Annotated in this window: 19 protein-coding genes; 10 read left to right on the plus strand and 9 right to left on the minus strand. The window is 69.7% G+C overall.

Annotated features, from left to right (window positions below; genetic code table 11):
• Nucleotides 1–2 precede the first annotated feature (2 nt).
• A complete protein-coding gene (locus AJAP_RS14935) occupies nucleotides 3–584 on the minus strand; it encodes a TetR/AcrR family transcriptional regulator (protein WP_038511884.1) in 582 nt (193 codons plus the stop codon).
• Between the two features lie 59 nt (nucleotides 585–643).
• On the opposite strand from AJAP_RS14935, the gene AJAP_RS44070 reads away from it, so the two are divergent.
• Complete coding sequence (locus tag AJAP_RS44070; RefSeq protein WP_158509797.1) at nucleotides 644–1,189, plus strand: SRPBCC family protein; 546 nt, start codon at nucleotides 644–646, stop codon at nucleotides 1,187–1,189.
• Here AJAP_RS44070 and mptB read toward each other — a convergent pair.
• Nucleotides 1,093–2,532 carry a polyprenol phosphomannose-dependent alpha 1,6 mannosyltransferase MptB gene (mptB, locus tag AJAP_RS14945; protein ID WP_038511890.1) on the minus strand — a complete coding sequence of 480 codons (1,440 nt, stop codon included), beginning with the start codon at nucleotides 2,530–2,532 and terminating at the stop codon, nucleotides 1,093–1,095. The two genes, AJAP_RS44070 and mptB, sit on opposite strands and share 97 nt — an antisense overlap.
• A 111-nt stretch (nucleotides 2,533–2,643) precedes the next feature.
• Here mptB and AJAP_RS14950 point away from each other — a divergent pair, with 111 nt between their 5' ends.
• The 4 genes from AJAP_RS14950 to AJAP_RS14965 all read left to right on the plus strand — a co-directional run bounded on the left by AJAP_RS14950 (nucleotide 2,644) and on the right by AJAP_RS14965 (nucleotide 6,737).
• Nucleotides 2,644–3,279: a DUF4230 domain-containing protein gene (locus AJAP_RS14950; RefSeq protein WP_038523067.1), complete on the plus strand. Its 636-nt coding sequence runs from the start codon at nucleotides 2,644–2,646 to the stop codon at nucleotides 3,277–3,279.
• Between the two features lie 58 nt (nucleotides 3,280–3,337).
• On the plus strand, nucleotides 3,338–5,680 hold the full coding sequence (locus AJAP_RS14955; RefSeq protein WP_038511893.1) for a molybdopterin oxidoreductase family protein: 2,343 nt from the start codon (nucleotides 3,338–3,340) through the stop codon (nucleotides 5,678–5,680).
• 3 nt (nucleotides 5,681–5,683) lie between these two features.
• A complete protein-coding gene (locus AJAP_RS14960; RefSeq protein WP_038511896.1) occupies nucleotides 5,684–6,142 on the plus strand; it encodes a hypothetical protein in 459 nt (152 codons plus the stop codon).
• An 85-nt stretch (nucleotides 6,143–6,227) separates the two neighbouring features.
• Nucleotides 6,228–6,737: an SRPBCC family protein gene (locus AJAP_RS14965; protein ID WP_038511899.1), complete on the plus strand. Its 510-nt coding sequence runs from the start codon at nucleotides 6,228–6,230 to the stop codon at nucleotides 6,735–6,737.
• Between the two features lie 509 nt (nucleotides 6,738–7,246).
• Here AJAP_RS14965 and AJAP_RS14970 read toward each other — a convergent pair.
• Together AJAP_RS14970 and AJAP_RS14975 are read right to left on the minus strand one after the other, a co-directional pair.
• Entirely contained in the window at nucleotides 7,247–8,500 is a 1,254-nt protein-coding gene (locus tag AJAP_RS14970) for a cation:proton antiporter (RefSeq protein WP_038511902.1), read from the minus strand.
• A 44-nt stretch (nucleotides 8,501–8,544) separates the two neighbouring features.
• Nucleotides 8,545–9,747: a sigma-54-dependent transcriptional regulator family protein gene (locus AJAP_RS14975; RefSeq protein WP_038511905.1), complete on the minus strand. Its 1,203-nt coding sequence runs from the start codon at nucleotides 9,745–9,747 to the stop codon at nucleotides 8,545–8,547.
• A 157-nt stretch (nucleotides 9,748–9,904) separates the two neighbouring features.
• Here AJAP_RS14975 and AJAP_RS14980 point away from each other — a divergent pair, with 157 nt between their 5' ends.
• Nucleotides 9,905–11,722 (plus strand): flavin-containing monooxygenase, encoded by a 1,818-nt coding sequence (locus AJAP_RS14980; protein WP_038511908.1) that lies wholly within the window; start codon nucleotides 9,905–9,907, stop codon nucleotides 11,720–11,722.
• A 130-nt stretch (nucleotides 11,723–11,852) separates the two neighbouring features.
• On the opposite strand, the gene AJAP_RS14985 is transcribed toward AJAP_RS14980, so the two are convergent.
• A complete protein-coding gene (locus AJAP_RS14985) occupies nucleotides 11,853–12,800 on the minus strand; it encodes a helix-turn-helix transcriptional regulator (RefSeq protein ID WP_038523070.1) in 948 nt (315 codons plus the stop codon).
• A gap of 92 nt (nucleotides 12,801–12,892) precedes the next feature.
• Between AJAP_RS14985 and AJAP_RS14990 the strand changes: the two genes are divergently transcribed.
• The 4 genes from AJAP_RS14990 to AJAP_RS15005 all read left to right on the plus strand — a co-directional run bounded on the left by AJAP_RS14990 (nucleotide 12,893) and on the right by AJAP_RS15005 (nucleotide 18,667).
• Nucleotides 12,893–13,456: a DinB family protein gene (locus AJAP_RS14990; protein ID WP_038511911.1), complete on the plus strand. Its 564-nt coding sequence runs from the start codon at nucleotides 12,893–12,895 to the stop codon at nucleotides 13,454–13,456.
• 612 nt (nucleotides 13,457–14,068) lie between these two features.
• Nucleotides 14,069–16,105 carry an acyltransferase family protein gene (locus tag AJAP_RS14995; protein ID WP_038511913.1) on the plus strand — a complete coding sequence of 679 codons (2,037 nt, stop codon included), beginning with the start codon at nucleotides 14,069–14,071 and terminating at the stop codon, nucleotides 16,103–16,105.
• A 118-nt stretch (nucleotides 16,106–16,223) separates the two neighbouring features.
• Complete coding sequence (locus tag AJAP_RS15000) at nucleotides 16,224–16,979, plus strand: carbon-nitrogen hydrolase family protein (RefSeq protein ID WP_038511916.1); 756 nt, start codon at nucleotides 16,224–16,226, stop codon at nucleotides 16,977–16,979.
• Nucleotides 16,976–18,667 (plus strand): flavin monoamine oxidase family protein, encoded by a 1,692-nt coding sequence (locus AJAP_RS15005; RefSeq protein WP_038511919.1) that lies wholly within the window; start codon nucleotides 16,976–16,978, stop codon nucleotides 18,665–18,667. The genes AJAP_RS15000 and AJAP_RS15005 overlap by 4 nt, the downstream gene beginning before the upstream one ends.
• Here AJAP_RS15005 and AJAP_RS15010 read toward each other — a convergent pair.
• Genes AJAP_RS15010 through AJAP_RS15025 form a run of 4 tightly spaced genes read right to left on the minus strand, consistent with a single transcriptional unit; the run spans nucleotide 18,631 to nucleotide 21,944 of the window.
• Complete coding sequence (locus AJAP_RS15010; RefSeq protein WP_038511922.1) at nucleotides 18,631–19,131, minus strand: VanZ family protein; 501 nt, start codon at nucleotides 19,129–19,131, stop codon at nucleotides 18,631–18,633. The two genes, AJAP_RS15005 and AJAP_RS15010, sit on opposite strands and share 37 nt — an antisense overlap.
• Nucleotides 19,132–19,143: 12 nt before the next feature.
• Nucleotides 19,144–19,692 carry a cysteine hydrolase family protein gene (locus tag AJAP_RS15015; protein ID WP_084098152.1) on the minus strand — a complete coding sequence of 183 codons (549 nt, stop codon included), beginning with the start codon at nucleotides 19,690–19,692 and terminating at the stop codon, nucleotides 19,144–19,146.
• A gap of 9 nt (nucleotides 19,693–19,701) precedes the next feature.
• Nucleotides 19,702–20,691 carry a TolB family protein gene (locus tag AJAP_RS15020; RefSeq protein ID WP_038511923.1) on the minus strand — a complete coding sequence of 330 codons (990 nt, stop codon included), beginning with the start codon at nucleotides 20,689–20,691 and terminating at the stop codon, nucleotides 19,702–19,704.
• Complete coding sequence (locus tag AJAP_RS15025; protein ID WP_051972451.1) at nucleotides 20,688–21,944, minus strand: MFS transporter; 1,257 nt, start codon at nucleotides 21,942–21,944, stop codon at nucleotides 20,688–20,690. The genes AJAP_RS15020 and AJAP_RS15025 overlap by 4 nt, the downstream gene beginning before the upstream one ends.
• Nucleotides 21,945–21,953: the final 9 nt, after the last annotated feature.

Genomic DNA, 21,953 nt, shown 5'->3' on the forward strand with positions numbered 1-21,953 from the left:
GCTCAGCCCGTCAGCAGCGTGCGTGTCGTCCGCGTCACCAGGTCGACGGTGCGCGGCGGCGGTGCCTCGCCGCGGTCGAGATGTCTCCTCACCGCGGCGTAGGGGAGGTCGACTAGGGCGAGCATCAGTTCGTCGGTGCTCCGGCCGGTCAGCGGACGCAGCTTCCGCAGCACCTTGGTGATCGCCGTGTCGAGCCGGTGGTTGGCGGCCTCGACACGGGCGCGATCCTCGGCGCTCCAGTCGCCGACGCCGAGTGCCCTGTCGCCCCCGTAGAGCAGTTTCGCCTCGGCGGGATGGTCGCGGCACCACCGGACGACCTGCGCGGCGGCCTCGACGGCGGCTTCGACGGCCGGTTCCTGTTCGAGCGCTTCGAGGTAGCCCTGCTGGAAGCCGTCCAGGGTGCGGAGCCAGACGGCGGCGAGCAACGCCGGACGTCCGGGGAAGCGGTGGTAGATCGACCCGCTCGGCGCGCCGACCTCGCGGGCGACGGCCGACATGGTCACCCCGGCCGCCCCTTCGGTGGCGAAGATCCGCACGGCGGCGTCGAGGAAGTCGTCGGCGGTGTGCCGCGGTGGCCGTCCCATTTTCAGAGACTATCCTCTACTATCGTTTTAGGGGAAGGTCTCTAGAACTGGGAGGCGCGATGCGCGTATGGAACAGGCATCACCGGATCGTCGACGTGGCACAGGAACGCGTCGGCGTGCTGATCGACACGCTGGCCACGGACGGCGACAGGCTTTGGCCCGTCGACGCGTGGCCGCCGATGCGGTTCGACCGGCCGCTCGGGGTGGGAGCGACCGGCGGGCACGGGCCGGTGCGGTATCGGGTCGAGTCCTACGAACCCGGGAAGTCGGTGCGGTTCCGATTCACCGCGCCGCGCGGCTTCGACGGGTTCCACGAATTCACCTTGCGGACGACCGAAAACGGGAAGACCGAGCTCGCGCATCTCATGGTGCTGCGGCTCCGGCATCCCGCGTGGCTGACGTATCCGCTGCTGTGGCGGCCGATGCACGATGCCCTGTTGGAGGACTGCCTCGACCGCGCCGAGCGTGAACTCACCGGCACGGTCGGGACATCCGCTCGATGGAGCCTTTACGTCCGGCTCTTGCGGAACCTGATCTCCGGCAAGAGGCCCTTCCGCTTGAGCACGAACAAGGTGCCGCCGATGAGCACGACGGCGATCAAGTAGCCCAGCGCCAAGGACACGGCACCGCCGTTCGCGGGCGGGAGCAGCACGCCGAACACGGCGCTGACCACGGCGAGGATCCACCGCCCGCGGTCGGTCGTGAGGCTCACGGCGAGCAGTGCGACCGTCCACAGGAGATACCAGGGCTGCACGACCGGCCCGAGGACCAGCATCGCGGCGAAGGTCAGCCCCGCGGCGTAGAGCGGGTGCAGCTTCTCCCGGTACGTGAGCCACAGCAGCCTGGCGCCGACGGCGAGACCGAGGATCGCGCCGATGAGCGAGAACACCTCGATCGCGCCGTCGGTCAGGTCGGCACCGAAGATCTTGCCGACCCCGCCGACGAGGAAGCCGAGTTCGTTGGTGGGCGCCATCCAGCTGTGGACCTGGCCCGAGACCCCGGAGAGCACGCGGACCCAGCCGAAGCCGAGCCCGCTGCCGAGCGAGATCGCCGCGGTGACGGCGGCGAATCCGGCGGGCAGCCCGAGCGCGACCGCCACCCGGCCGGCGGGCGTCGCCCGGCGGAACAGGTCGACGCCGACGAACAGCAGGCCCGCGACGGCCACGATCTTGATGTTCGCGGCCGCGCTCACCGCGATCACGCCCGCCGCGATCAGGGCGGGCCGGGCCGCGCCGGACTTCGCAGCGCCCATGAGGACGAGCTCCAGCCCGGCGACCATGAGCCCGACCATGAGCCCGTCGTTGTGCACGCCCGCCACGATGTGCCAGAGCACCAGCGGATTGAGCACGGCCAGCCACAACGCGATCGACGGCGAGACCCCGACGCGGCGGGCGAGCCGGGGGAGTGCCCACGCCATGAGCGCGATCCCGATCAGGCCCAGCAGCCGGTGGAGCAGCACCGTCGGCACGAAGGCGTCCCCGGCGATCTGGGCGATCGTGCGGGCCAGCGCGACGAACGCGGGACCGTACGGCGCGGGCGTGTCCCGCCAGTAATGGCTGACGGCCATCGTCACCGGGGAATCGGCGCCGAGCGCCTCGGCGGGCCCGACGAGATAGGTGTCCAGCCCCTTGGCCGCGATCAGGCCTTGCGCCAGGTAGCTGTTGATGTCGCCGCTGAACAGGGGGCGCGCGACGAGCAGCGGCGCGCACCACGAGACCGCGATCCAGTACAGCCGCCGCTCGGGCAGCCCGGCGGCGAGCCGTCCGATGCCGAGCCAGGACAGCACGAGGGTGGCCATCCCGGCGACGCCCAGCGCCACCACCAGCACCGAGGGCAGGCCGATCCCGGACGTGACCAGCACGAGTACGGCGATTCCGAGGAAACCCGCCCAGTGCAACGCCGAGATGTTCAGCCCGGCCTTCTCCGGCGCGGGCAAGACGTTCTGCATGCGGCCAAACTACTCCAAGTGCGGAACCGGGTTCCGCCGATCGTACGGGAATCCGCCGCCGACGCTTCGGGACCGCGTCCGCCGGGTACTCCCCGCGGACGAGAGGCGGTGGTGGGCGTGAAGAAACGCTGGGTGCGTCTCGGGGCGTTCGTGCTGGTCGGGCTGCTGGTCGTCGCCGCGGCCCTGCAGGTCACCGGGCTCCTGCCGAAGCTCGACCCGTTCGGAACGTCCACTGTGGACCGTTCGCAGCCCGCGGTGCTCCAGGCGGTGCGGGATCTGAGCCAGTACCACGCGGCCGTCGGTGACTACCAGGTCGTCGTGGACATCGAGAAGGACGTCGCGTGGGTGCCGGCGAGTATCGCCGGGGAACGCACTTTGTTCGTCGCGGCGGGCTCCGTCGACGCGTACGTCGATTTCGGACCGCTGGTGGAGAATTCGCTGACCGTGTCCGAAGACCGGAGGACGGTCGAGGTGCGGCTGCCCGAACCGAAGCTGGCGAAACCCAACCTGGACAACGGACGCAGCTACGTCTTCGGTCAGGAGCGTGGCCTGATCAACCGGCTCGGCGCGTTGGTGTCCGTGCAGGATCAGCGGCCGTTCTATCTGGCCGCGGAGAAACGGATCGGTGAAGCCGCGCAGCACTCCGGTCTGCTCGAACGCGCCAAGGCCAACACCAAGGCGATGCTCACGCAGCTGCTGCGAGGACTGGGCTTCCAGGTCGTGTTCCCGGCGGAACCGGCCACCTGACCCGTCCGCCCGCTTTGTCCGGTGTTTCGGCTGGTGAGCGGCGTGGTACGGCTTCCGCATGAACGCAGACGCGGTACCGGAGCGCATCGCGGAGGTCTGGGGCGCGCGGACCCCGTACCGGCGAGGGGACGCTTGGCCTCGCAGAGCGGATATCCATCTCGAGGAGGGTGTCGGGGAATCCGATGTGGACCGCTGGGTCCGGTCGGCCTGCGTCCTGTGCAGTAACGGCTGCGCGTGCGACATCGCGGTGAAGGACGGCAGGATGGTCGGCGTCCGCGGCCGCGAGACCGACCTGGTCAACCACGGCCGGATGGGACCCAAGGGGCTCTACGGGTCTTGGCAGTGGAACGGGAAGGACCGGCTGACGCGGCCGTTGATCCGTCGCGACGGCGAGCTGGTGGAGTCCGACTGGGACACCGCGATGGACCTGATCGTGCGGCGTTCCCAGGAACTGCTGGACGAGGCCGGGCCGTTGTCGCACGGGTTCTACACCAGCGGGCAGCTGTTCCTGGAGGAGTACTACACGCTCGGTGTCATCGGCAAAGCCGGCCTCGGCACCCCGCATATGGACGGAAACACCAGGCTGTGCACGGCCACTTCCGCCGCCGCGATGAAGGAGAGCTTCGGCTCCGACGGCCAGCCCGGGACGTACGCCGACATCGACCACTGCGACGCGCTTTTCCTCTTCGGTCACAACATGGCCGAGACGCAGACCGTGTTGTGGAGCCGGGTCCTCGACCGGCTCGCCGGACCCGAGCCGCCCGTGGTCGTCGCCGTCGATCCGCGGCGGACGAAGGTCGCCGAGGCGGCGGTGGAGTCCGGTGGTCTCCATCTCGCGCCGCTGCCCGGTACCAATCAGGCCCTGATGAACGGGCTGGTCCGCGAGCTGATCGTGAACAAGTGGATCGACGAGGACTACGTGGCCGCGCACACCCTCGGCTTCTCCGAACTCGAAAAGACCGTCGAGCCGTACACGCCTGCGCACGTCGGCGAGATCTGCGGGATCGAGCCGGACACGCTGGCGCGGGCCGCGGAGATCTTCGGCACGTCCGAGCGGGTGCTGTCGACCGTGCTGCAGGGCTTCTACCAGTCGCATCAGGCCACCGCCGCGGCCTGCCAGGTCAACAACCTCCATCTGCTGCGGGGCATGCTCGGCAAACCGGGCGGCGGGGTGCTGCAGATGAACGGCCAGCCCACCGCGCAGAACACGCGCGAATGCGGTGCCGACGGTGACCTTCCCGGGTTCCGCAACTGGGAGAACCCCGACCACGTCCGGCAACTGGCCGAACTGTGGAACGTCGACGAACTGACCATCCCGCACTGGTCGCCGCCGACGCACGCCATGCAGATCTGGCGGTACGCCGAGCAGGGTTCGATCCGGTTCCTCTGGATCTCGGCGACGAATCCCGCCGTCTCCATGCCGGAACTGCCGCGGATCCGCGAAATCCTCGGCAAGGAGGACCTGTTCGTCGTGGTGCAGGACGGTTTCCGGACCGAGACGGCCGAGTTCGCCGACGTCGTCCTCCCCGCCGCGCTCTGGGGCGAGAAGCAGGGGACCTTCACCAACGCCAACCGCACGGTGCATCTGTCGGAGAAGGCGGTCGAGCCGCCCGGCGAGGCGCGGGCGGATCTGGACGTCTTCCTCGACTACGCGCGGCGGATGGACTTCCGTGACCGCGACGGCGATCCGCTGATCGGCTGGCAGACCCCCGAGGACGCCTTCCGTGCCTGGCAGGAGTGCAGCCGGGGCCGGTTGTGCGACTACACCGGGCTGTCGTACGACAAACTCCGCGGTGGCAGCGGGATCCAATGGCCCTGCGACGGCGAGCGGCCGGACGGTACCGAACGGCTCTACGCGGACGGCGTGTTCACCACGAGTTCGGCCGCCTGCGAGGACTTCGGTCACGACCTGCTCACCGGCGGGACGGTTTCGGCGACGGAACACAAGGCGCTGCACCCGGACGGACGCGCGTTCCTCAAGGCCGCCGAGTACACGGCTCCGCCGGAGGAGCCCGGCGAGCGGTATCCGTTCGTCTGCACGACCGGGCGCACGGTCTACCACTTCCACACGCGGACCAAGACCGGCCGCGCCCCGAAGCTCCGGCGGGCCGCGCCGGAACCGTGGGCGGAAGTCGCCGCGTCCGATGCCGCCGAACTCGGGGTCACGGACGGAGATCTCGTCCTGGTCGAGTCCGCGCGGGGCCGGGTCGAAGTGCCCGCCCGGATCGGCCGGGTCCGTCCCGGCGTGGTGTTCCTGCCGTTCCACTACGGCTATTGGGACACCGGCGGCGAAGGGCATCCCCGCGCCGCCAACGAACTGACCATGACCGAATGGGATCCGGTGTCCAAACAGCCGCTGTTCAAGATCGGTGCCGTTCGCGTCCGGAAGGTGGAGGGCTGACCCATGCATCTCGCCACCTACCTCGGGCTTCTGCACACCTCGCTGAACACCCTCGCCGACGCGTTCCGCGAGGTCGGCCGCGGCCACGGCGAGGAGCCCGACGTCGAGCACACGTGCCTGCTGCTCGCCGGACGGATCGATCGGCAGACCGACGCGCTCGCCCCGATCGTCGAGCGGTATGGCGAAGACCGTGAAGAGGAGCCCGAGCGGCTCCACGCCGCGGGCCTGGAAGGCACTCGCAGCGGTGGCGTCGGCCTGCTGCGGGACCTGCAGGACCTCTACGCGCTCTCGTCCTTCACCGACATCACCTGGACCGTGGTCGGCCAGGCCGCCCAGGGCCTGCGCGACCGGGAACTGCTCGACCTCGTCGAGGACCACGAACAGGAGACCTCGCGGCAACTGACCTGGCTTCGTACGCGGATGAAGCAAGCCGCACCCCAAGCACTCATCGCGGCACGATGATTCCGCGTCCGTGCGGTGCTTCCCGCGCCGGGCTTGACCGGCGGGGCTCCTGCTGGTGGGCTGGCGAAGTCGACTGGGAGGCGCGATGGCGACGAAGCCGAGGGACAGCCTGACGTACAGCGAACCGATCGCGACCGGGGAGGTCACGATCGACGCCGGCCCCGAGCAGGTGTACCGGCTCGTCAGCGATCCGGTCGCGATGTCGGAATGCACCGAGGAACTGCGCAAGGCCCGCTGGATCCGCGGCGCGACCGAAGCACGCGTCGGGAACTGGTTCGCCGGCAGCAACCGCAACGGACTACGGCGCTGGGTGACCCACGCCGAGATCGTCGAAGCCGAGCCCGGGCGGCGGTTCGCCTACCGGGTGCGCACGCCGTTCTTCGTGCCGATTTCGCGGTGGGAGTACGACATCGTCCCGGAAGGCGACGGCAGCCGTCTCACCGTGACGAACTGGCTGCGGGTGCCGCCGTGGTTCGTGCCGCTCGCCATCCTCATCACCGGTGAGCCGGATCGCGCCGGGACGAATCGGGCGAACATCGCGACGACGTTGCAGCGGGTGAAGGCGCGGCTCGAGGGCCGGGAGTGGCATCGCTAGGTTTCGTGCTTGAAGGCAAGTTGAAGTACATGAAGGCCCCCTTCCTTGCGTCTAGCGCAAGGAAGGGGGCCTTCATGTACTTGGGGAAGGTGTGAAGGTCGTGTGGCGAGCCGCGAGTCCGTGAAGGCCTCCTTGAGGGACCCAGAGTCCCTCAAGGAGGCCTTCACGGACTGTATCTACGTCCGATCTGCGTGGGAGCGAGAGTCCGGTTGTCGTCGTGGTGCCGTCCTGGTCTTGAACCTTGATCGTGCCGGTCACGCCTCGGGGTGGACGACCGAGTGGGGAAGATCCTGGACGTTGGACGGCCGGAATCTTCCCCACTCGCCCAAGACGACAGCCGGCATCAGCTTCACTGCCTGCCTGCCCCGCCTGCCTCACCGACGGGGTCGACCGTGGAGGATTCGGGACGCACAACGTCCCGGATCCTCCACACTCGGCCCCGGCCACACCAGCGGGTCAGCAAATACGGGATTATCAAGGAGGCCTTCACGGACTTGTGCCTGCCCCGCTCACCCGTTCTCCAGGTTCTGCATCCCCCGGTCCTCCAACCTGCGCATCACCGGACCGGACAGCAGTCCGTGCACGAGTACCGAAACCGCGATCGTCAGCGCCGTGACCCGCCACAACGAGTCGGCCATCGGGAAATCGCCGTGCCCCAGCGCGTACGAGAGGTAGTAGAGACTGCCGATCCCGCGGATGCCGAAGAACGCGATCGCCGTCGCCGCCGGGCGGGTGGTGGAGCCGCCGAGCAGAGCCAGGCCGCCGAACAGCGGGCGCACGATGACCACCGCCGCGACCGCCACCAGGATCTCGGCGAGCGTCAGACCCGCCAGCAGCCCGTCGCCCAGTGCGACACCGAGACCGAGCAGGGCCAGCGCGACGAAGAGCCGTTCCAGTTGATCGCCGAATTCGTGCAGCACCCCGTGGTACTCGTGCGACCGTTCGCTGGCGCGGATGGTCGCCGCGGCGGTGAACACCGCGACGAAGCCGATACCGCCCAGCCACTCGCAGAGCGCGAACGGGAGGAACGCGATGGCCAGTACCACCAGGCCGTCGGAGTATTCGCCCAGGCGCAGTCTTTCGTGCCGCACGCGGAACATCAGCCACGACAGCAACCGCCCGCAGACGAAGCCGACCAGCACGGCGATCGCGAGTGGGACCAGGACCTCGGTCAGCAGCCAGGGCACCGGCGACGTGCTCGCCGTCCCCGCCAAGACGAGCGCCAGCAACACGAACGGCATCGCCAGACCGTCGTTGAGCCCGGCCTCCGAGGTCAGCGTGAACCTGATCTCGTTGTCCGAGCCCCGCCCGTCGCCGGTATGCGGCGCGGGCACCTGGACGTCGCTCGCCAGCACCGGGTCGGTCGGGGAAAGCACGGCGCCCAGCAGCAGCGCGGCGGCGGGGGACAGGGCGAGCGCCCACCAGCCGAGGAAGGCGACCGCGCAGACCGAAAGCGGCAACGTGATCGCCAGCAGCCGCCAGGTCGAGTTCCACGATCGCCAGCCGATCAGCCGGTCGGACTTCAGTCCCGCGCCGACCAGTGACACCAGGACGCCGAGTTCGGTGATCACCTCGACGGTGCCCACTTGCGACCGTGGGTCGAGGACACCCTGGCCGTACGGGTGCGCGAAGGGAAGCAGCCCGAAGACCAGCCCGCCCATCAACAGGACCAGCGGCATCGACAACGCTCGTTCGTGCAGCAGGTTCGGCAGCACGGCGGCGCACAACGCCAGAACGCCCGCTCCGGCGAGCAAGATCTCCATGCGCGCGGAGTACCCGGACCGATCGTCCGGCAACCGGGCGAGGTTCAGCCGCCGACTTCGAGTCCTTTATGGACTGTCAGGGTGACGCCCGCGGCGAGCCGGTACGGCCGGGTGTCCACAATGGCCCCCAGCAGCCGTCGTAGCCGGGAGACCTCGGCGCGGACGGTGACGAGGTGTTCGGCGTCACCGTAGAGCGCCCTGCTGAGCGCCTCGGCCGAAAGCCCGGACAGACCGGCCGTGTTGAGGTGCACCAGGATCTCCGCGTGCCGCGGTGTCACGGTGCGGACCCAGCCGACGTCCCCCGACGCCATCCGCAGCATCGGCGCGTGGCCGAGTTCGAGTTCCAGCCGCACCTGGCGCGCGGTGTCGGCGGGACGGACGAGCCAGCCTTCGGCCAGCCGCTCGGGCAGGCAGGCGCCGAGTCCGGGTACGGCGAGGATCTGTCCTTCCGACGGCGCGGCGATCCGCGCGCCGGAGGCGACCCCGGCGGAGTGGGCCACCCAGCCGTCGTCGTCCACCAGCAGGACCGGGCCGCCCACGCCGGTCACCACCGGTTCGGCGGTCCGGCGCAACCGGTCGAGACCCTGCTGGTGGTGCCGCCAGAGTTCGGATTCGACCAGCCGCCGTCCGGTCTCCACCAGCGCGCCGATCGCCGGATGCAAGGTGAGCGCGGGACCGCTGACGTCGATCACGCCGAGCAGTTCGCCGGTGCGCGGATCGTGCACCGGCGACGCGGTGCAGTACCAGGGATGCTGGCCCTGTTCGAAATGTTCCCCGGCGAGCAGTTCCACCGGCGCGGCCTCGGCGAGCGCGGTGCCGATCGCGTTGGTGCCGACCCTGGTTTCGGTCCAGACGGCGCCCTCGGTGAAGCCCAGGGTGTCGGCCCGGCGCCGCACGGCGGGCGAACCCACCCGCCAGAGGATGATGCCGTCGGCATCGGTCACCACGAGCAGCATGTTCGCGGTGTCGGCCGTCGCGCCGACCACCTGCCCGAGATCGTCCACCACCAGCCGCAAAGGGGAAGCGCGTCGACGACGGGCGACCTCGTCGAGCGGCACCGAATCCCGGGTGTTCACGCCGTCGGCGGCGAGCCCCAGGCTCAGCATCCGCGACCACGAGCGCGACACCAGCGGCCGCGGCCGGACCCGAGGGCGGCCGCCGCCGATGACGGCTTCGTGCATGCGGATCAGATCGCGGGCGTGCATCGGCAGGTCGGCGCCTGGCGGGACCGAGCTGTGCACGCCCACACGCCACCTCCGCACCATCGCGTCGACTGACCAGCATAGGACCGGCGGACGAGGTGCGCCATGGAGCCGCGCTGCAACTCGCTGCAACCCTTGCCGCTCAACCCGCCCGCAGCGTGTGATCGGGGTAACAGCCGAACGCCGAAGTTCAGGAGTGGCCATGACACAGACGGTGGACCGGATCGAGGCGACGGGCTCGCCGCAGGCTCGGGTGGACGCCTGGCTGAGCCGATTCGAATCGGCCCTCGCCGCCCGCGACGTCGAGGCCGCCGCAGCGCTTTTCGCCGTCGACAGCTATTGGCGTGACCTGGTCGCCTTCACCTGGACGATCAAGACGGTCGAAGGACGCGACGAGGTGGCCGGCATGCTCGGCGACTGCCTCGATCGGATCGATCCCTCCGGGTTCCGCACGACCGAGACGCCGACCGAAGCCGACGGCGTGACCGAAGCGTGGCTGGAATTCGAAACCGCGACCGGCCGCGCGAAGGGCCACTTGAGGCTGAAGGACGAAGGCGCCTGGACACTGCTGACCAGCCTGCGCGAGCTCAAAGGTTTCGAGGAACGTCGCAACGACCAGCGGCCGAAGGGCGTCGAGCACGGCGTCGTCCGCGGCCGGAAGTCGTGGGCGGAGAAGCGCGAGGAGGAACAGACCCGGCTCGGCTACGAGCAGCAGCCGTACGTCGTCGTCATCGGCGGCGGCCAGGGCGGAATCGCGCTCGGCGCCAGGCTGCGGCAGCTCGACGTGCCCACGCTCGTCCTGGAACGCAACCAGCGGGCGGGCGACTCGTGGCGCAAGCGGTACAAGAACCTCTGCCTGCACGACCCGGTCTGGTACGACCACCTGCCCTATCTGCCGTTCCCGGACAACTGGCCGGTGTTCGCGCCCAAGGACAAGATCGCCGACTGGCTCGAGATGTACACGCGGCTCATGGAGGTCCCGTACTGGACGAGCACCGAGGTCACCTCGGCGTCCTGGGACGAGGAAAAGCAGCAGTGGCTGGTGACCGTCATCCGTGAGGGCGAAGAACTGGTGCTCACCCCGCGGCACGTCGTGTTCGCGACCGGGATGTCCGGCAAGCCGAATCTCCCGTCGTTCCCGGGAATGGACGACTTCGAGGGCGATCAGCACCATTCGTCCCAGCACCCCGGCCCGGATTCCTACGCCGGCAAGAAGGCGGTCGTGGTCGGCTCCAACAACTCCGCGCACGACATCTGCGCGGCGCTGTGGGAACACGGCGCCGACGTCACCATGGTGCAACGTTCGTCGACGCACGTGGTGAAGTCGGATTCGCTGATGGACCTGGGACTCGGCGACCTGTATTCGGAACGCGCGGTGCGCTCCGGGGTCACCACCGACAAGGCGGACATGATCTTCGCGTCGATCCCGTACCGGATCATGCCGCAGTTCCAGATCCCGGTGTACGACGCGATCCGTGAGCGGGACAAGGACTTCTACGCGCGGCTGGAGGCGGCCGGGTTCCAGCACGACTGGGGCGACGACGGTTCCGGTCTGTTCCTGAAGTACCTGCGCCGCGGCTCCGGCTACTACATCGACGTCGGCGCGTCGGAACTCGTCGCCGACGGGAAGATCAAACTGGCCCACGGCCAGGTCGACCATCTGACCCGCGACGCGGTGGTGCTGTCCGACGGCACGGAACTGGAGGCGGACGTCGTCGTCTACGCCACCGGCTACGGCTCGATGAACGGCTGGGTCGCGGACCTGGTCGGGCAGGAGACCGCGGACCTCGTCGGCAAATGCTGGGGCCTGGGCTCCGGCACGACGAAGGACCCCGGGCCGTGGGAGGGGGAGCAGCGCAACATGTGGAAGCCCACGCAGCAGGAAGGCCTGTGGTTCCACGGCGGGAACCTGCACCAGTCGCGGCACTACTCCCTTTACCTGGCGCTGCAACTGAAAGCGCGCTACGAGGGCATCCCGACGCCGGTGTACGGGCTCCAGGAGGTGCACCACAAGTCGTGACGGCCCAGAGGCTTCGGTGCCGGACCCCGGGCGGGCCGGCACCGGAGGGCGCCGCCCCCGGACCACGGGCGGTCGACGGCGTCGGGCACCGCCTCCAGACCCTGGGCGGTCCCCGGCGCCGTACCCGTGTTCAGCGGGCGGCCTTCGCGTAACGGCGGGCCAGCACGGCGAAAGCCTCCCGGAGTTCGGGCGGCCCGACGACCTCGATGTCGGCGTCGAACCGGCCGATACTCGCCGCGAGCCCGGCCCACGACCACGACCCCAGCACCAGACGGCACCGATCCGGCCCGAGTTCCTCCACGACACCGTCGCGGACGTAGTGGGACACCGTGGCCGCGGGGAGGTCGAGGATGACTTCCCCGCGGCACGGCCATTCGCCGGACTCGGACGCGCCACGGAACCGGCTCGCGACGAAGGTGGCGACGTCGGGGACCGGCAGCTCACGCGGTGTGAACCGCGGGCCGGTCGGGGTGCGCGGAGTGATCCGGTCGGCCCGGAAGGTGCGCCAATCCGCGCGGTCCAGATCCCAGGCGACGAGATACCAGCGGCCGTGCCAGGTCACGAGGTGATGCGGCTCGGCCCGGCGCAGCGCGTCCGCGTAGTCGAACCGCAGGATCTCGCGGGCGTGCACCGCCGCGCCGAGCGCGAGCAGGACGTCGCCGTCGACGCGGGGCTCCGACCGGCTCGCGGGCGATTCGACGGCGGTGACCCGCACCGTGTCGATCCGGCGCCGCAGCCGGGAGGGCATGACCTGGCGGACGGTGTGCAGCGCCCGCATCGCCGCCTCCTCGATGCCCGCGCCGCTGGTGGTGGCGATCTGGAGCGCGATGGCCAGCGCGACCGCCTGTTCGTCGTCGAACAGCAGCGGCGGCAGCTCGGACCCGGCGTCGAGCCGGTATCCGCCGTCGGGCCCCTTGATGGTCGCGATGGGGTAGCCGAGCTCGCGAAGCCTGTCGACGTCGCGCCGCACGGTGCGCGGGCTGATGTCGAGCCGCTCGGCCAGCAGCGCCCCCGGCCAGTCGCGGCGGGCCTGCAGCAACGAGAGCATCGACAGCAGTCGTGCGGAGGTCTTCGGCATGTTCTTCATAATGCCTGGAGTAGCGGCCACACCCTGTCCTCTACCCCTGCGAGAGTCGTGTCGTGCCAGAAAACGACAACACGGAGGGCCCGATGACCGCCACCATCCTCGACGCCGAACGCGCCGACCTGCTCGAAGCCCTCGACACCGTCCGCGCCACGCTGACCACCACCGTCCAGGGGCTCACGGACGAGCAGCTCGACGAACATCCGACGGTCAGCGAGCTGAGCCTCGGCGGGCTGATCAAACACGTCGCCTCGATCGAGGAGATGTGGCTGCGCTTCGTGGTCGAGGGACCGTCCGCGATGACCTACGACCTGCCGGAAGGCGTCACCTGGGCGGATCTCGGCGCCGGGACCGCCCGCGAGTTCCCGCAGTGGGCGATCGACCACCAGAACAACTTCAGGATGCTGCCCGGCGACACCCTCGCGGGGATCCTCGCGCGCTACGAGGAGGTGGCCGCGCGGACGAAGGAGATCGTCTCGTCGATCCCGGACCTTTCCGCGACGCATCCGCTTCCGGAGGCGCCCTGGAACCCGCCGGGCGCGGTGCGGAGCGTGCGCCGGGTGCTGGCGCACGTCATCGCCGAGACCGCGCAGCACGCGGGGCACGCCGACATCCTGCGGGAGAGCATCGACGGCCAGAAGTCGACCTGATCCCGCCCGCGGCCTCGTGAGCGGCGCCCCACCACGCCACTGCCACGCTCGCTCGCTCCTGCAGTACATGAAGGGGGCCTTCATGTACTTGGGGAAGGTGTGAAGGTCGAGTTTCCTCGGCTGAGCCGAGGGAAGGAGTCCTTCACGCGCGATCGCTGTGACTGCTGGGGCTGGTGTTGCCGCAGAGCCGCAGGTGGCGATCGTGTAGTCCGTGAAGGCCTCCTTCCCTACCTTCAGGGTAGGTAAGGAGGCCTTCGCGGGCTTGCGATCAGCTGCCACCCACATTCAGCAGGTACCTAGGACAGCCTTGGTTCTATTGAGGGGTAGGGCAAACGTGGCGTGGTCGGTGCGGGTGGTCGTGAGTGGTGTTTCGGGTTCTAACCCGAAACGCCACTCACGACCCGTGCTTGACCAGGGCTGAAGGCTCCCTTCACCGCATGAGACGTGGTGAAGGGAGCCTTCACACCATCGCTGGCCCCGCCCGCGAACACGACACGTTCGACCTTCGCGCCAATAACCGTCCTCGCCACTCACGAGGGGGCATAGCTTGCTCACAGCTTCCTGCCGTAGGGTCCCGGCCCGTCGGCGGCCGGTGATCGTGGTGGTGGTTGTGTGCGGGAGACGGAGCGGCGGTTCCGCCCGGAAATCCAGGGACTGCGGGCGCTCGCATGTGTGCTGGTGGTCGTCTACCACGTGTGGCTCGGCCGAATCTCCGGCGGCGTCGACGCGTTCTTCCTGATCTCCGGGTTCCTCGTCACCGGTCAGCTCTACCGCGCGGCGTCGCGCGGGAAGATCGAGTACCGGCCGATGTGGGGCCGGATGATCAAGCGGCTGTTCCCGGCCGCGCTCACCGTGCTGCTGCTGGTGGTCGCGGTGAGCATGGTGCTGCTGCCGCAGAACCGCTGGTTCCAGACGATCAAGGAGGTCGTCGCCTCCGCGCTGTACCTGGAGAACTGGCAGCTGGCGGCGGATTCCGCCGACTACTTCGCCCAGCACAACTCGGCGAGCGTCGTCCAGCACTTCTGGTCGCTGTCGATCCAGGGGCAGTTCTACGTCGTCTGGCCGTTGCTGGTCGGGCTGGTGCTCCTGATCGCCAAGCGGGCGGGCCGCAACGTGCTTCCGCTGCTGTCGGCAACCCTCGGCGTGGTGTTCGCCGCCTCGCTCGCGTACTCGGTGTGGCTGACCGCGGTCGATCAGCCGCTGGCGTACTTCGATTCGCTGACGCGGGTTTGGGAGTTCGCGCTCGGTGGCCTGCTCGCCTTGCTCATCGACCGGATCCAGGTGCCCCGGCCGGCGCGGGTCGTGTTCGGCTGGGCCGGGGTCGCCGGGCTCGTTTCCTGCGGGCTGGTGCTCCAGGTCGGGACCGTCTTTCCCGGTTATCTCGCGCTCTGGCCGACCCTTTCGGCCGCGCTGGTGATCCTCGCGGGAGACACCGCGTTCAAAGCCGGCGCCGATCGTTTCCTCAGCAGCCGTCCCCTGAAGTACCTGGGCGATCTGAGTTACGCGCTCTACCTGTGGCACTGGCCGGTCTTGGTCTTCTATCTCGTCGCGCGCGACCGGGAAGAGGTCGGCCTGCGCGGGGGCGCGGTGATCATCGCGCTGGCGTTCGGCCTCGCCGTGCTGACCCATCATCTGGTCGAGAAGCCGGTCCGCGTGTCCGCGATCGGGGCCGGGAACCGTTGGGGCGCCTACCGGTTCGGTGCCGCGACGCTCGCGGCCGTGCTCGCCGCGACCGGCGCCTGGCAGTGGGTGAGCGTGAGCCAGGCGGAGAGTTACTCGATCGCGGTCGACGATCCCGACCATCCCGGCGCGCTCGCGCATACCGAAGGGTTCACGTACTGGGGTGCCGCCGACGCCGCGCTCGTCCCGTCGTTCGTCGCGGTGTCCGAGGACTGGGCGGGGATCGACCCGGCCCGGTGCGGAACCTCGCCGCGCAACGCCGATCTCGAAGTCTGTACGTCGCAGACCACGGGGCATCCGGCCCGCCGGATCGTCGTCGCCGGCGACTCGCACGCCGGGCAGTTCCTCGGCGCCCTGCTGCCGGTCGCCGAAAAGAAGAACTGGGAGGTCACGTCGATCCTCCGCGGCGGTTGCCCGTTCTCGACCGACTCCGACGCCGTACCGGGTGACCAGTCCTGCATCGACTGGAACACCGCCGTGGTGGACGAAATCGTCACCACCCGCCCCGACGCGGTGATGACGATCGGCACCAGGGACGTGAAGATCGGCGTCGAAGAGCGGGTTCCCGCCGGTTACGTCGCGCAGTGGCGCAAGGTCGACGAGGCGGGCATCCCGGTGCTGGCGGTGCGGGACAACCCGCGTTTCGGCCAGTCGCCGTCGGCGTGCGTCGAGAGCCGCGGCGCGGAGTCACCCGAGTGCGCCACGCCGCGCTACGACCTCTATGCGGCGGAGCCGCCGTACGAGACGCTGCCGGATCTGCCGTCCAACGTGCGGTTCGTCGACTTCAGTGACTACTTCTGCACGGCCGAGGTCTGCCCGCCGGTGATCGGCAACGTGCTCGTCTACCTCGACGACAACCACGTCAGCGGTACCTACATGTCGACGATGTCGGCCATCGCGGAGAAGGCGATCATCGAGGCGCTCGGCTGGGCGGACGATCACGCGGAGGAGCCACCTCCGGGCGGGTGATCCAGACAACAGATCGCCGCTGGATTGCGCGATACCGCACTGACTCGCTGGTCTGCCAATCTCCTGCGCAACGATTCGCCCTTATCGGTGCATCGAAACGGCGGATATCGTCGTCGGCATGAGGGTCGCCGTCCATCAGGGCTCGTACGCCGAGCTGCCGTCCGCCGTCGAGGCGTCGGGCGCCGATCTCGTGATCGCCGCCGAGATGATCACGACCGGCTACCACATCGGTGCCCGGTCGCATGAGCTCGCCGAACCCGCCGACGGTCCGACAGCGGCCCGGATGTCCGCGCTGGCAACGGAATCCGGCGTCGCGCTGGCTTACGGATATCCCGAATCCGACGGCGGCCGCGTGTACAACAGCGTCCAGCTGATCGGTCGCGACGGACGACGCCTGGCGAACTACCGCAAGACGCATCTGTTCGGCGACATCGACCGCGACTGGTTCGAGCCGGGTGCCGAGGCGGTCGTGCAGGCGGAGCTCGACGGTCTCCGGATCGGCCTGCTGATCTGCTACGACGTCGAGTTCCCCGAGCTGGTGCGGGCACACGCGCTGGCCGGGACCGAACTGCTCGTGGTGCCGACCGCGCTGATGAGCCCGTACGAACTGGTCGCGGACACGCTGGTGCCCGCCCGCGCCTACGAGAGCCAGCTGTACGTCGCGTACGCGAACCGGTGTGACACCGAACAGGAACTGACCTACTGCGGCCACTCCTGCGTCGTCGCCCCGACCGGCGAAGTGCTCGCCCGGGCGGGCGCCGGCCCGGAGCTGATCAGCGCCGAAGTGACCCGTGACGCGCTCGTCGCGTCGCGGCTGGAGAACACCCACCTGGCCGACCGACGGCCCGATCTGTACCGAGGACTTTCCGCATGACCTCCGCCCTCCCGACCGCGATCCACCACGACGAACCGGCGGGCCGTCCGATCACCATGTTCGGCCCCGACTTCCCGTTCGCCTACGACGATTTCCTCGCGCACCCCGCCGGGCTCGGCAGCCTTCCGGCCGAGCGGCACGGCACCGAGGTGGCGGTGATCGGCGGGGGCCTCTCGGGCATCGTCACCGCGTACGAGCTGATGAAGCTCGGGTTGCGCCCGGTCGTGTACGAGATCGCCGAGATCGGCGGCCGCCTGCGCACGGTGAACTTCCCCGGTTGCCCGGACGATGTCGTCGCGGAGATGGGCGCGATGCGCTTCCCGCCGGCGTCGACCGCGCTGTTCCACTACATCGACAAGGTCGGCCTGGAGACCACGCCGTTCCCGAACCCGCTGGCGCCGGGCACGCCGAGCACCGTCGTCGATCTCAAGGGGGAGAGCCACTACGCGCGCACGGCGGACGAACTCCCCGCCGTCTTCGGCAAGGTCGCGGCCGCGTGGGACAGCACACTGTCCGAGCAGGCCGCGTTCACCGAGATGCAGAAGGCGATCCGCGACCGCGACGTGAAGACGATCAAGCGGCTGTGGAACGAGCTCGTCCCGAAGCTGGACAACCAGACCTTCTACGGTTTCCTCTGCGATTCGCCCGCGTTCGCCTCCTTCCGTGACCGCGAGATCTTCGGACAGGTCGGCTTCGGCACCGGCGGCTGGGACACGGACTTCCCGAACTCCATCCTGGAGATCCTGCGGGTGGTCTACACCGGCGCGGACGACGAGCACCGCAGCATCGTCGGCGGCAGCAGGCGGCTTCCGTTGCGGCTGTGGGAACACGCGCCCGAGGACATCGCCTTCTGGCCCGCCGGAACGAGTTTGAGCTCGCTGCACGGCGGGAGCTCGAACCCCGGCGTCGCCCGGCTGCACCGGACCGCGCCGAACAACATCACCGTGACCGACACCGAAGGCCGCATCCGCACCTATCCGGCGGCGGTGTTCACCGCGCAGAGCTGGATGCTGCTGTCGAAGATCGAATGCGACGAGGCGCTGTTCCCGATCGACCACTGGACGGCGATCGAGCGCACGCACTACATGGAGTCCTCGAAGGTCTTCGTCCCGGTGGACCGGCCGTTCTGGCTGGACAAGGACCCGGAGACCGGGCGCGACACGATGAGCATGACGCTGACCGACCGCATGCCGCGTGGCACGTACCTGCTCGGCGACGATCCGGACGCGCCCGCGGTGATCTGCCTGTCCTACACCTGGGCCGACGATTCGCTGAAGTGGCTGCCGCTTTCGGTGTCCGAGCGGGTCGAGGTGATGCTGCAGTCGCTGAAGGAGATCTACCCGGGCGTCGACGTCCGGCGGCACATCATCGGCGACCCGGTGACCGTGTCCTGGGAGGCCGAACCGCATTTCATGGGCGCGTTCAAGGCCAACCTGCCCGGTCACTACCGCTACCAGCACCGGCTGTTCACCCACTTCAAGCAGGACCGGTTGGAGGAGCGCCACCGCGGTCTCTTCCTGGCGGGCGACGACGTCTCCTGGACGGCGGGCTGGGCCGAAGGCGCGGTGCAGACGGCGCTCAACGCCGTGTGGGGCGTCATGCACCACTTCGGTGGCGAGACGGATCCGGCGAACCCCGGGCCCGGCGATGTCTACGACGACATCGCGCCCGTGGAACTGCCCGACTGAGCGCGGCGGCCCACCAGCCACGCCATACCCGCCGCGATGAGGGCGCCGATGGTGTTCATCAGCCAGTCGTTGGTGTCGCAGGCGCGGCCGATCGCGGGCACCAACGCTTGCAGCGCCTCGATCACCGCGGACAGCGCCGAGCCTGCCGCGAACATCGTCACCGGCCGTCGGGACGCCAGCGCGGCGAAGTAGACCGGCGGCAGGAACAGCGCGACGTTGGCCAGGAGCTCCACCGAGCCGAGCGTGGGCAGGGAGAACTGGACCGTGCACAGGAACTCGTCGATCGTGTGCCGGGTGGGCACCAGCGTCAGCGCGACGACCGGTACCAGCGCCACTCCCGCGAGCGTCCAGAGGACTCGATGCCTGCCCGCGAACAGATGGCCGAGGACGGCGCAGACGAGCGCGACCAGCAGGATCGCCACCGGCACGAGGGCGGAGTGGTCGAGCAGGAAGTTCGTGATCATGGCGGGCCGATCCTACGGGCCGGTGAACTCGACCTCCGCCGACGGCAGCACGCGCAGCCGTCCGCCGGGATGGATCGCCGTGCTCAGCAGCAGGTTGTGCCGGGCGACGACCTGTTCGGCGGTCAGCCCGGTGGTGGGGTCGCCGTCGGACGAGGGAGCGTGGCCGTCGGCGACCAGCACGACGTCCAGGCCGTGGCTCTGCGCGGACCGGGCGGTCGCGTCGACGCAGTAGTCGGTGGCCAGTCCGGTCAGCACCACGGTGTCGACCGCCCGGTCGACGAGCAGCCCCGCCAGTCCGGTGCGGTAGAAGGAATCCGTCGCGGTCTTGTCGACCACCACGTCGACCGGTTCGAGACCGAGCAGCGCGCTGACCCGGGTGCCCGGCGACTCGGGGTCGAAGTCGGTGCCGGGAGCGCCGATCTGCCGCAGTGCGATCACCGGGACACCGTTCTCGCGGGCCTTCCTGGCGAGTGCGGCGATCCGGGCCGCCAGTTCCTCGCCACGCCAGACCAGGGGAACGAGCATTTCCTGCATGTCGACGATCAGCAGCGCGGCCCTCATGCCGAGAGCCTAGGGCAGCGCGGCGGGTGACTCGGCCTCCGGGATCAGCAGCCGCGGCGCGCCCGAGCCGTCGGCGGAGACGGCCCAGACGTCGGAGTGTCCTTGAGTGCGGGGAAGGGCGTAGGCGACGGTCCGGTCGTCGAGCCACGCGGGCTGGTCGTCGACGTTCCTGGTCTCCGCCAGCGGCGTCACGGTGCCGCTCGCGAGGTCGAGCACCGACACCCGCCAGCCCTTCGCGGGATCGCCGTCGATGGCGGCCTTGTAGGCGACACGGGTCTCGTCGGGGGAGAGGGACGGGCATTCGACGTTGTCCCGCAAGGTCTTCACGGTCCGTGCGGTCGAGTCGCCTTCGACGAGGTACCGATGGGAGCCGGTCGACATGGTGGCGTAGAACCGGCCCGGCTGCCGGGTGAAGGTGACACCCCAGAAGTTGAAGTCGGCCGCCTTGTACGGCTTGCCGTCCACGGTCACGGCGAAGTCCTCCAGCGTGCCCTCGACGTTGTCGGTGGTGAGGTCGAGGGTGCCGGCGCGGGTGGAGAACCGGCCGCCGTTGTAGGAATCGCCGGTGACGAACACCGTCCACGCCAGCCGTTTCCCGTCGGGCGAGACCCGCGCCCGGTTGGGCAGGCCGACCAGCGGGATCTCCTGCGTGACCGCGAGACGGCCGTCGAGCACGGCCAGCTGATACGTGGTGAGCCCGGTTTCCGGCCGCAGGCAGATCCCGGTGCCGCCCGCCGCGTAGACCCGGCTGCAGGACACGGTCGACACCGCCCGTGCGCCGCCGGGGTCGGCGGCGCTGACGCTGGACACGTGCCCGCGGTCGGCGTCGGCGGTGCTGCGGAAGAGCAACCGTCCGCCTTCAAGGGTGACGGCGCCGCTGGTGCCCGCCGACGCGGTGTCCTGGTTGCGCGCGCCCGCCACCCCGACGTAGATCACGGCGGCGGCGGCCAGCGTGAGTACTCCGGTGACGGCGATCAGGACGCGGGTGCGGGTGTTCACGGTCGTGCCTTCCTGCGGGGAACCAAGAGAACGAAGGTGGCGGCGACGGCGACGAGCACCGTCCCGGCGGCGATCGTGATCGCCGTGGTCGCGCCCCAGAACTGCCAAGAGAGTCCGAAAAGGACGGACGAGACGAAGTACGCGAGCGCCTGCCCGCTCTGTACGATGGCGATACCGGTGGTGCGCAACGCCTCGGGCAGCAACGGTCCGGCAAGCGCCATCAGCACGCCGTCGGTCGCGGCGTAGAACACGCCGTACAGGCCGAGAGTGAGCGCGAACAACGCCCAGCCGGTGAGCGGGCTGAGCAGCAGCAGGTAGACGGCGATCAGGGCGCCGTAACCGCCGAGCATCACCGGCAGCCTGCCGATACGGTCGGCCAGCGCGCCGAGCGGCGCGGCCAGAAGCAGGTACCCCAGGTTGGTCCCGACGGCCAGCAGCGGGAACCAGCCGGTGGCGATGTCCTCCTTGTCCTGCAACAGGAGATAGACGAAGCCGTCCCCGATGGTGGCCAGGCCGAGGACGCACGCGGCGATCAGCAGCCGCCGCACGCCGGCGCCCCGCAGGAGCCCCGCCGCCGCTCGTAGGGACACGGTGCCGGACGGCGGTTTGGGCGCGCGGTGGTCGCGGACGAACAACGCCAGCAGCACTCCGGCGGTGGCGATGCAGAAGCTGGTCACGAAGACCGCGTCGAAGCCTTCGACCCCGGTCGCCGAGCCCGCCACGGCCAGTACCGCGACCGCGGCGAGCGGGCCGAGGAACGCGCCGACGCTGTCCATCGCCCGGTGCACGCCGAACGCGCGGCCCAGCATGTGTTCGGGCGCCGACAGGGTGATCAGCGCGTCGCGGGGCGCGGTCCGCAGCCCCTTGCCCGTGCGGTCCGCGGTCAGCACCACGCCGATCGCGGTCGCCGACGACCCCGCGGCCACGAGCCCCAGTTTCGCCACGGCCGACATCGCGTAGCCCAGCCCGGCGACCGCCTTGCGTCGTCGCACCCGGTCCGCGACGTAGCCGCCGACCAGGCGCAGCAGCGCGGTCGCGCCGGTGTAGAGGCCGTCCACCACGCCGTACGCCGCCGGGCCGAGATGCAGCCCGAGCACCAGGTACACCGGCAGCACGGCCGTCACCATCTCCGAGGAGACGTCCGTGACGAGGCTGACGGTGCCCAGGGCGAAGACGTTCCCGCCCAACAGGGCGAAGGACTTCTTGGACACGCCACCGGGATGCTCCCGGCGGCCGATCGTGGACAGGTACACGCGACGAAC

It is taken from the genome of Amycolatopsis japonica (assembly GCF_000732925.1).
In the GTDB taxonomy this organism is placed as follows: Bacteria; Actinomycetota; Actinomycetes; order Mycobacteriales; family Pseudonocardiaceae; genus Amycolatopsis; species Amycolatopsis japonica.

Coding starts and splice junctions, on each gene's coding strand:
- AJAP_RS14935 (WP_038511884.1), bottom strand. CDS start 584: ATGGGACGGCCACCGCGGCACACCGCCGACGACTTCCTCGACGCCGCC.
- AJAP_RS44070 (WP_158509797.1), top strand. CDS start 644: ATGCGCGTATGGAACAGGCATCACCGGATCGTCGACGTGGCACAGGAA.
- mptB (WP_038511890.1), bottom strand. CDS start 2,532: ATGCAGAACGTCTTGCCCGCGCCGGAGAAGGCCGGGCTGAACATCTCG.
- AJAP_RS14955 (WP_038511893.1), top strand. CDS start 3,338: ATGAACGCAGACGCGGTACCGGAGCGCATCGCGGAGGTCTGGGGCGCG.
- AJAP_RS14960 (WP_038511896.1), top strand. CDS start 5,684: ATGCATCTCGCCACCTACCTCGGGCTTCTGCACACCTCGCTGAACACC.
- AJAP_RS14965 (WP_038511899.1), top strand. CDS start 6,228: ATGGCGACGAAGCCGAGGGACAGCCTGACGTACAGCGAACCGATCGCG.
- AJAP_RS14970 (WP_038511902.1), bottom strand. CDS start 8,500: ATGGAGATCTTGCTCGCCGGAGCGGGCGTTCTGGCGTTGTGCGCCGCC.
- AJAP_RS14980 (WP_038511908.1), top strand. CDS start 9,905: ATGACACAGACGGTGGACCGGATCGAGGCGACGGGCTCGCCGCAGGCT.
- AJAP_RS14985 (WP_038523070.1), bottom strand. CDS start 12,800: ATGCCGAAGACCTCCGCACGACTGCTGTCGATGCTCTCGTTGCTGCAG.
- AJAP_RS14990 (WP_038511911.1), top strand. CDS start 12,893: ATGACCGCCACCATCCTCGACGCCGAACGCGCCGACCTGCTCGAAGCC.
- AJAP_RS15000 (WP_038511916.1), top strand. CDS start 16,224: ATGAGGGTCGCCGTCCATCAGGGCTCGTACGCCGAGCTGCCGTCCGCC.
- AJAP_RS15005 (WP_038511919.1), top strand. CDS start 16,976: ATGACCTCCGCCCTCCCGACCGCGATCCACCACGACGAACCGGCGGGC.
- AJAP_RS15010 (WP_038511922.1), bottom strand. CDS start 19,131: ATGATCACGAACTTCCTGCTCGACCACTCCGCCCTCGTGCCGGTGGCG.
- AJAP_RS15015 (WP_084098152.1), bottom strand. CDS start 19,692: ATGAGGGCCGCGCTGCTGATCGTCGACATGCAGGAAATGCTCGTTCCC.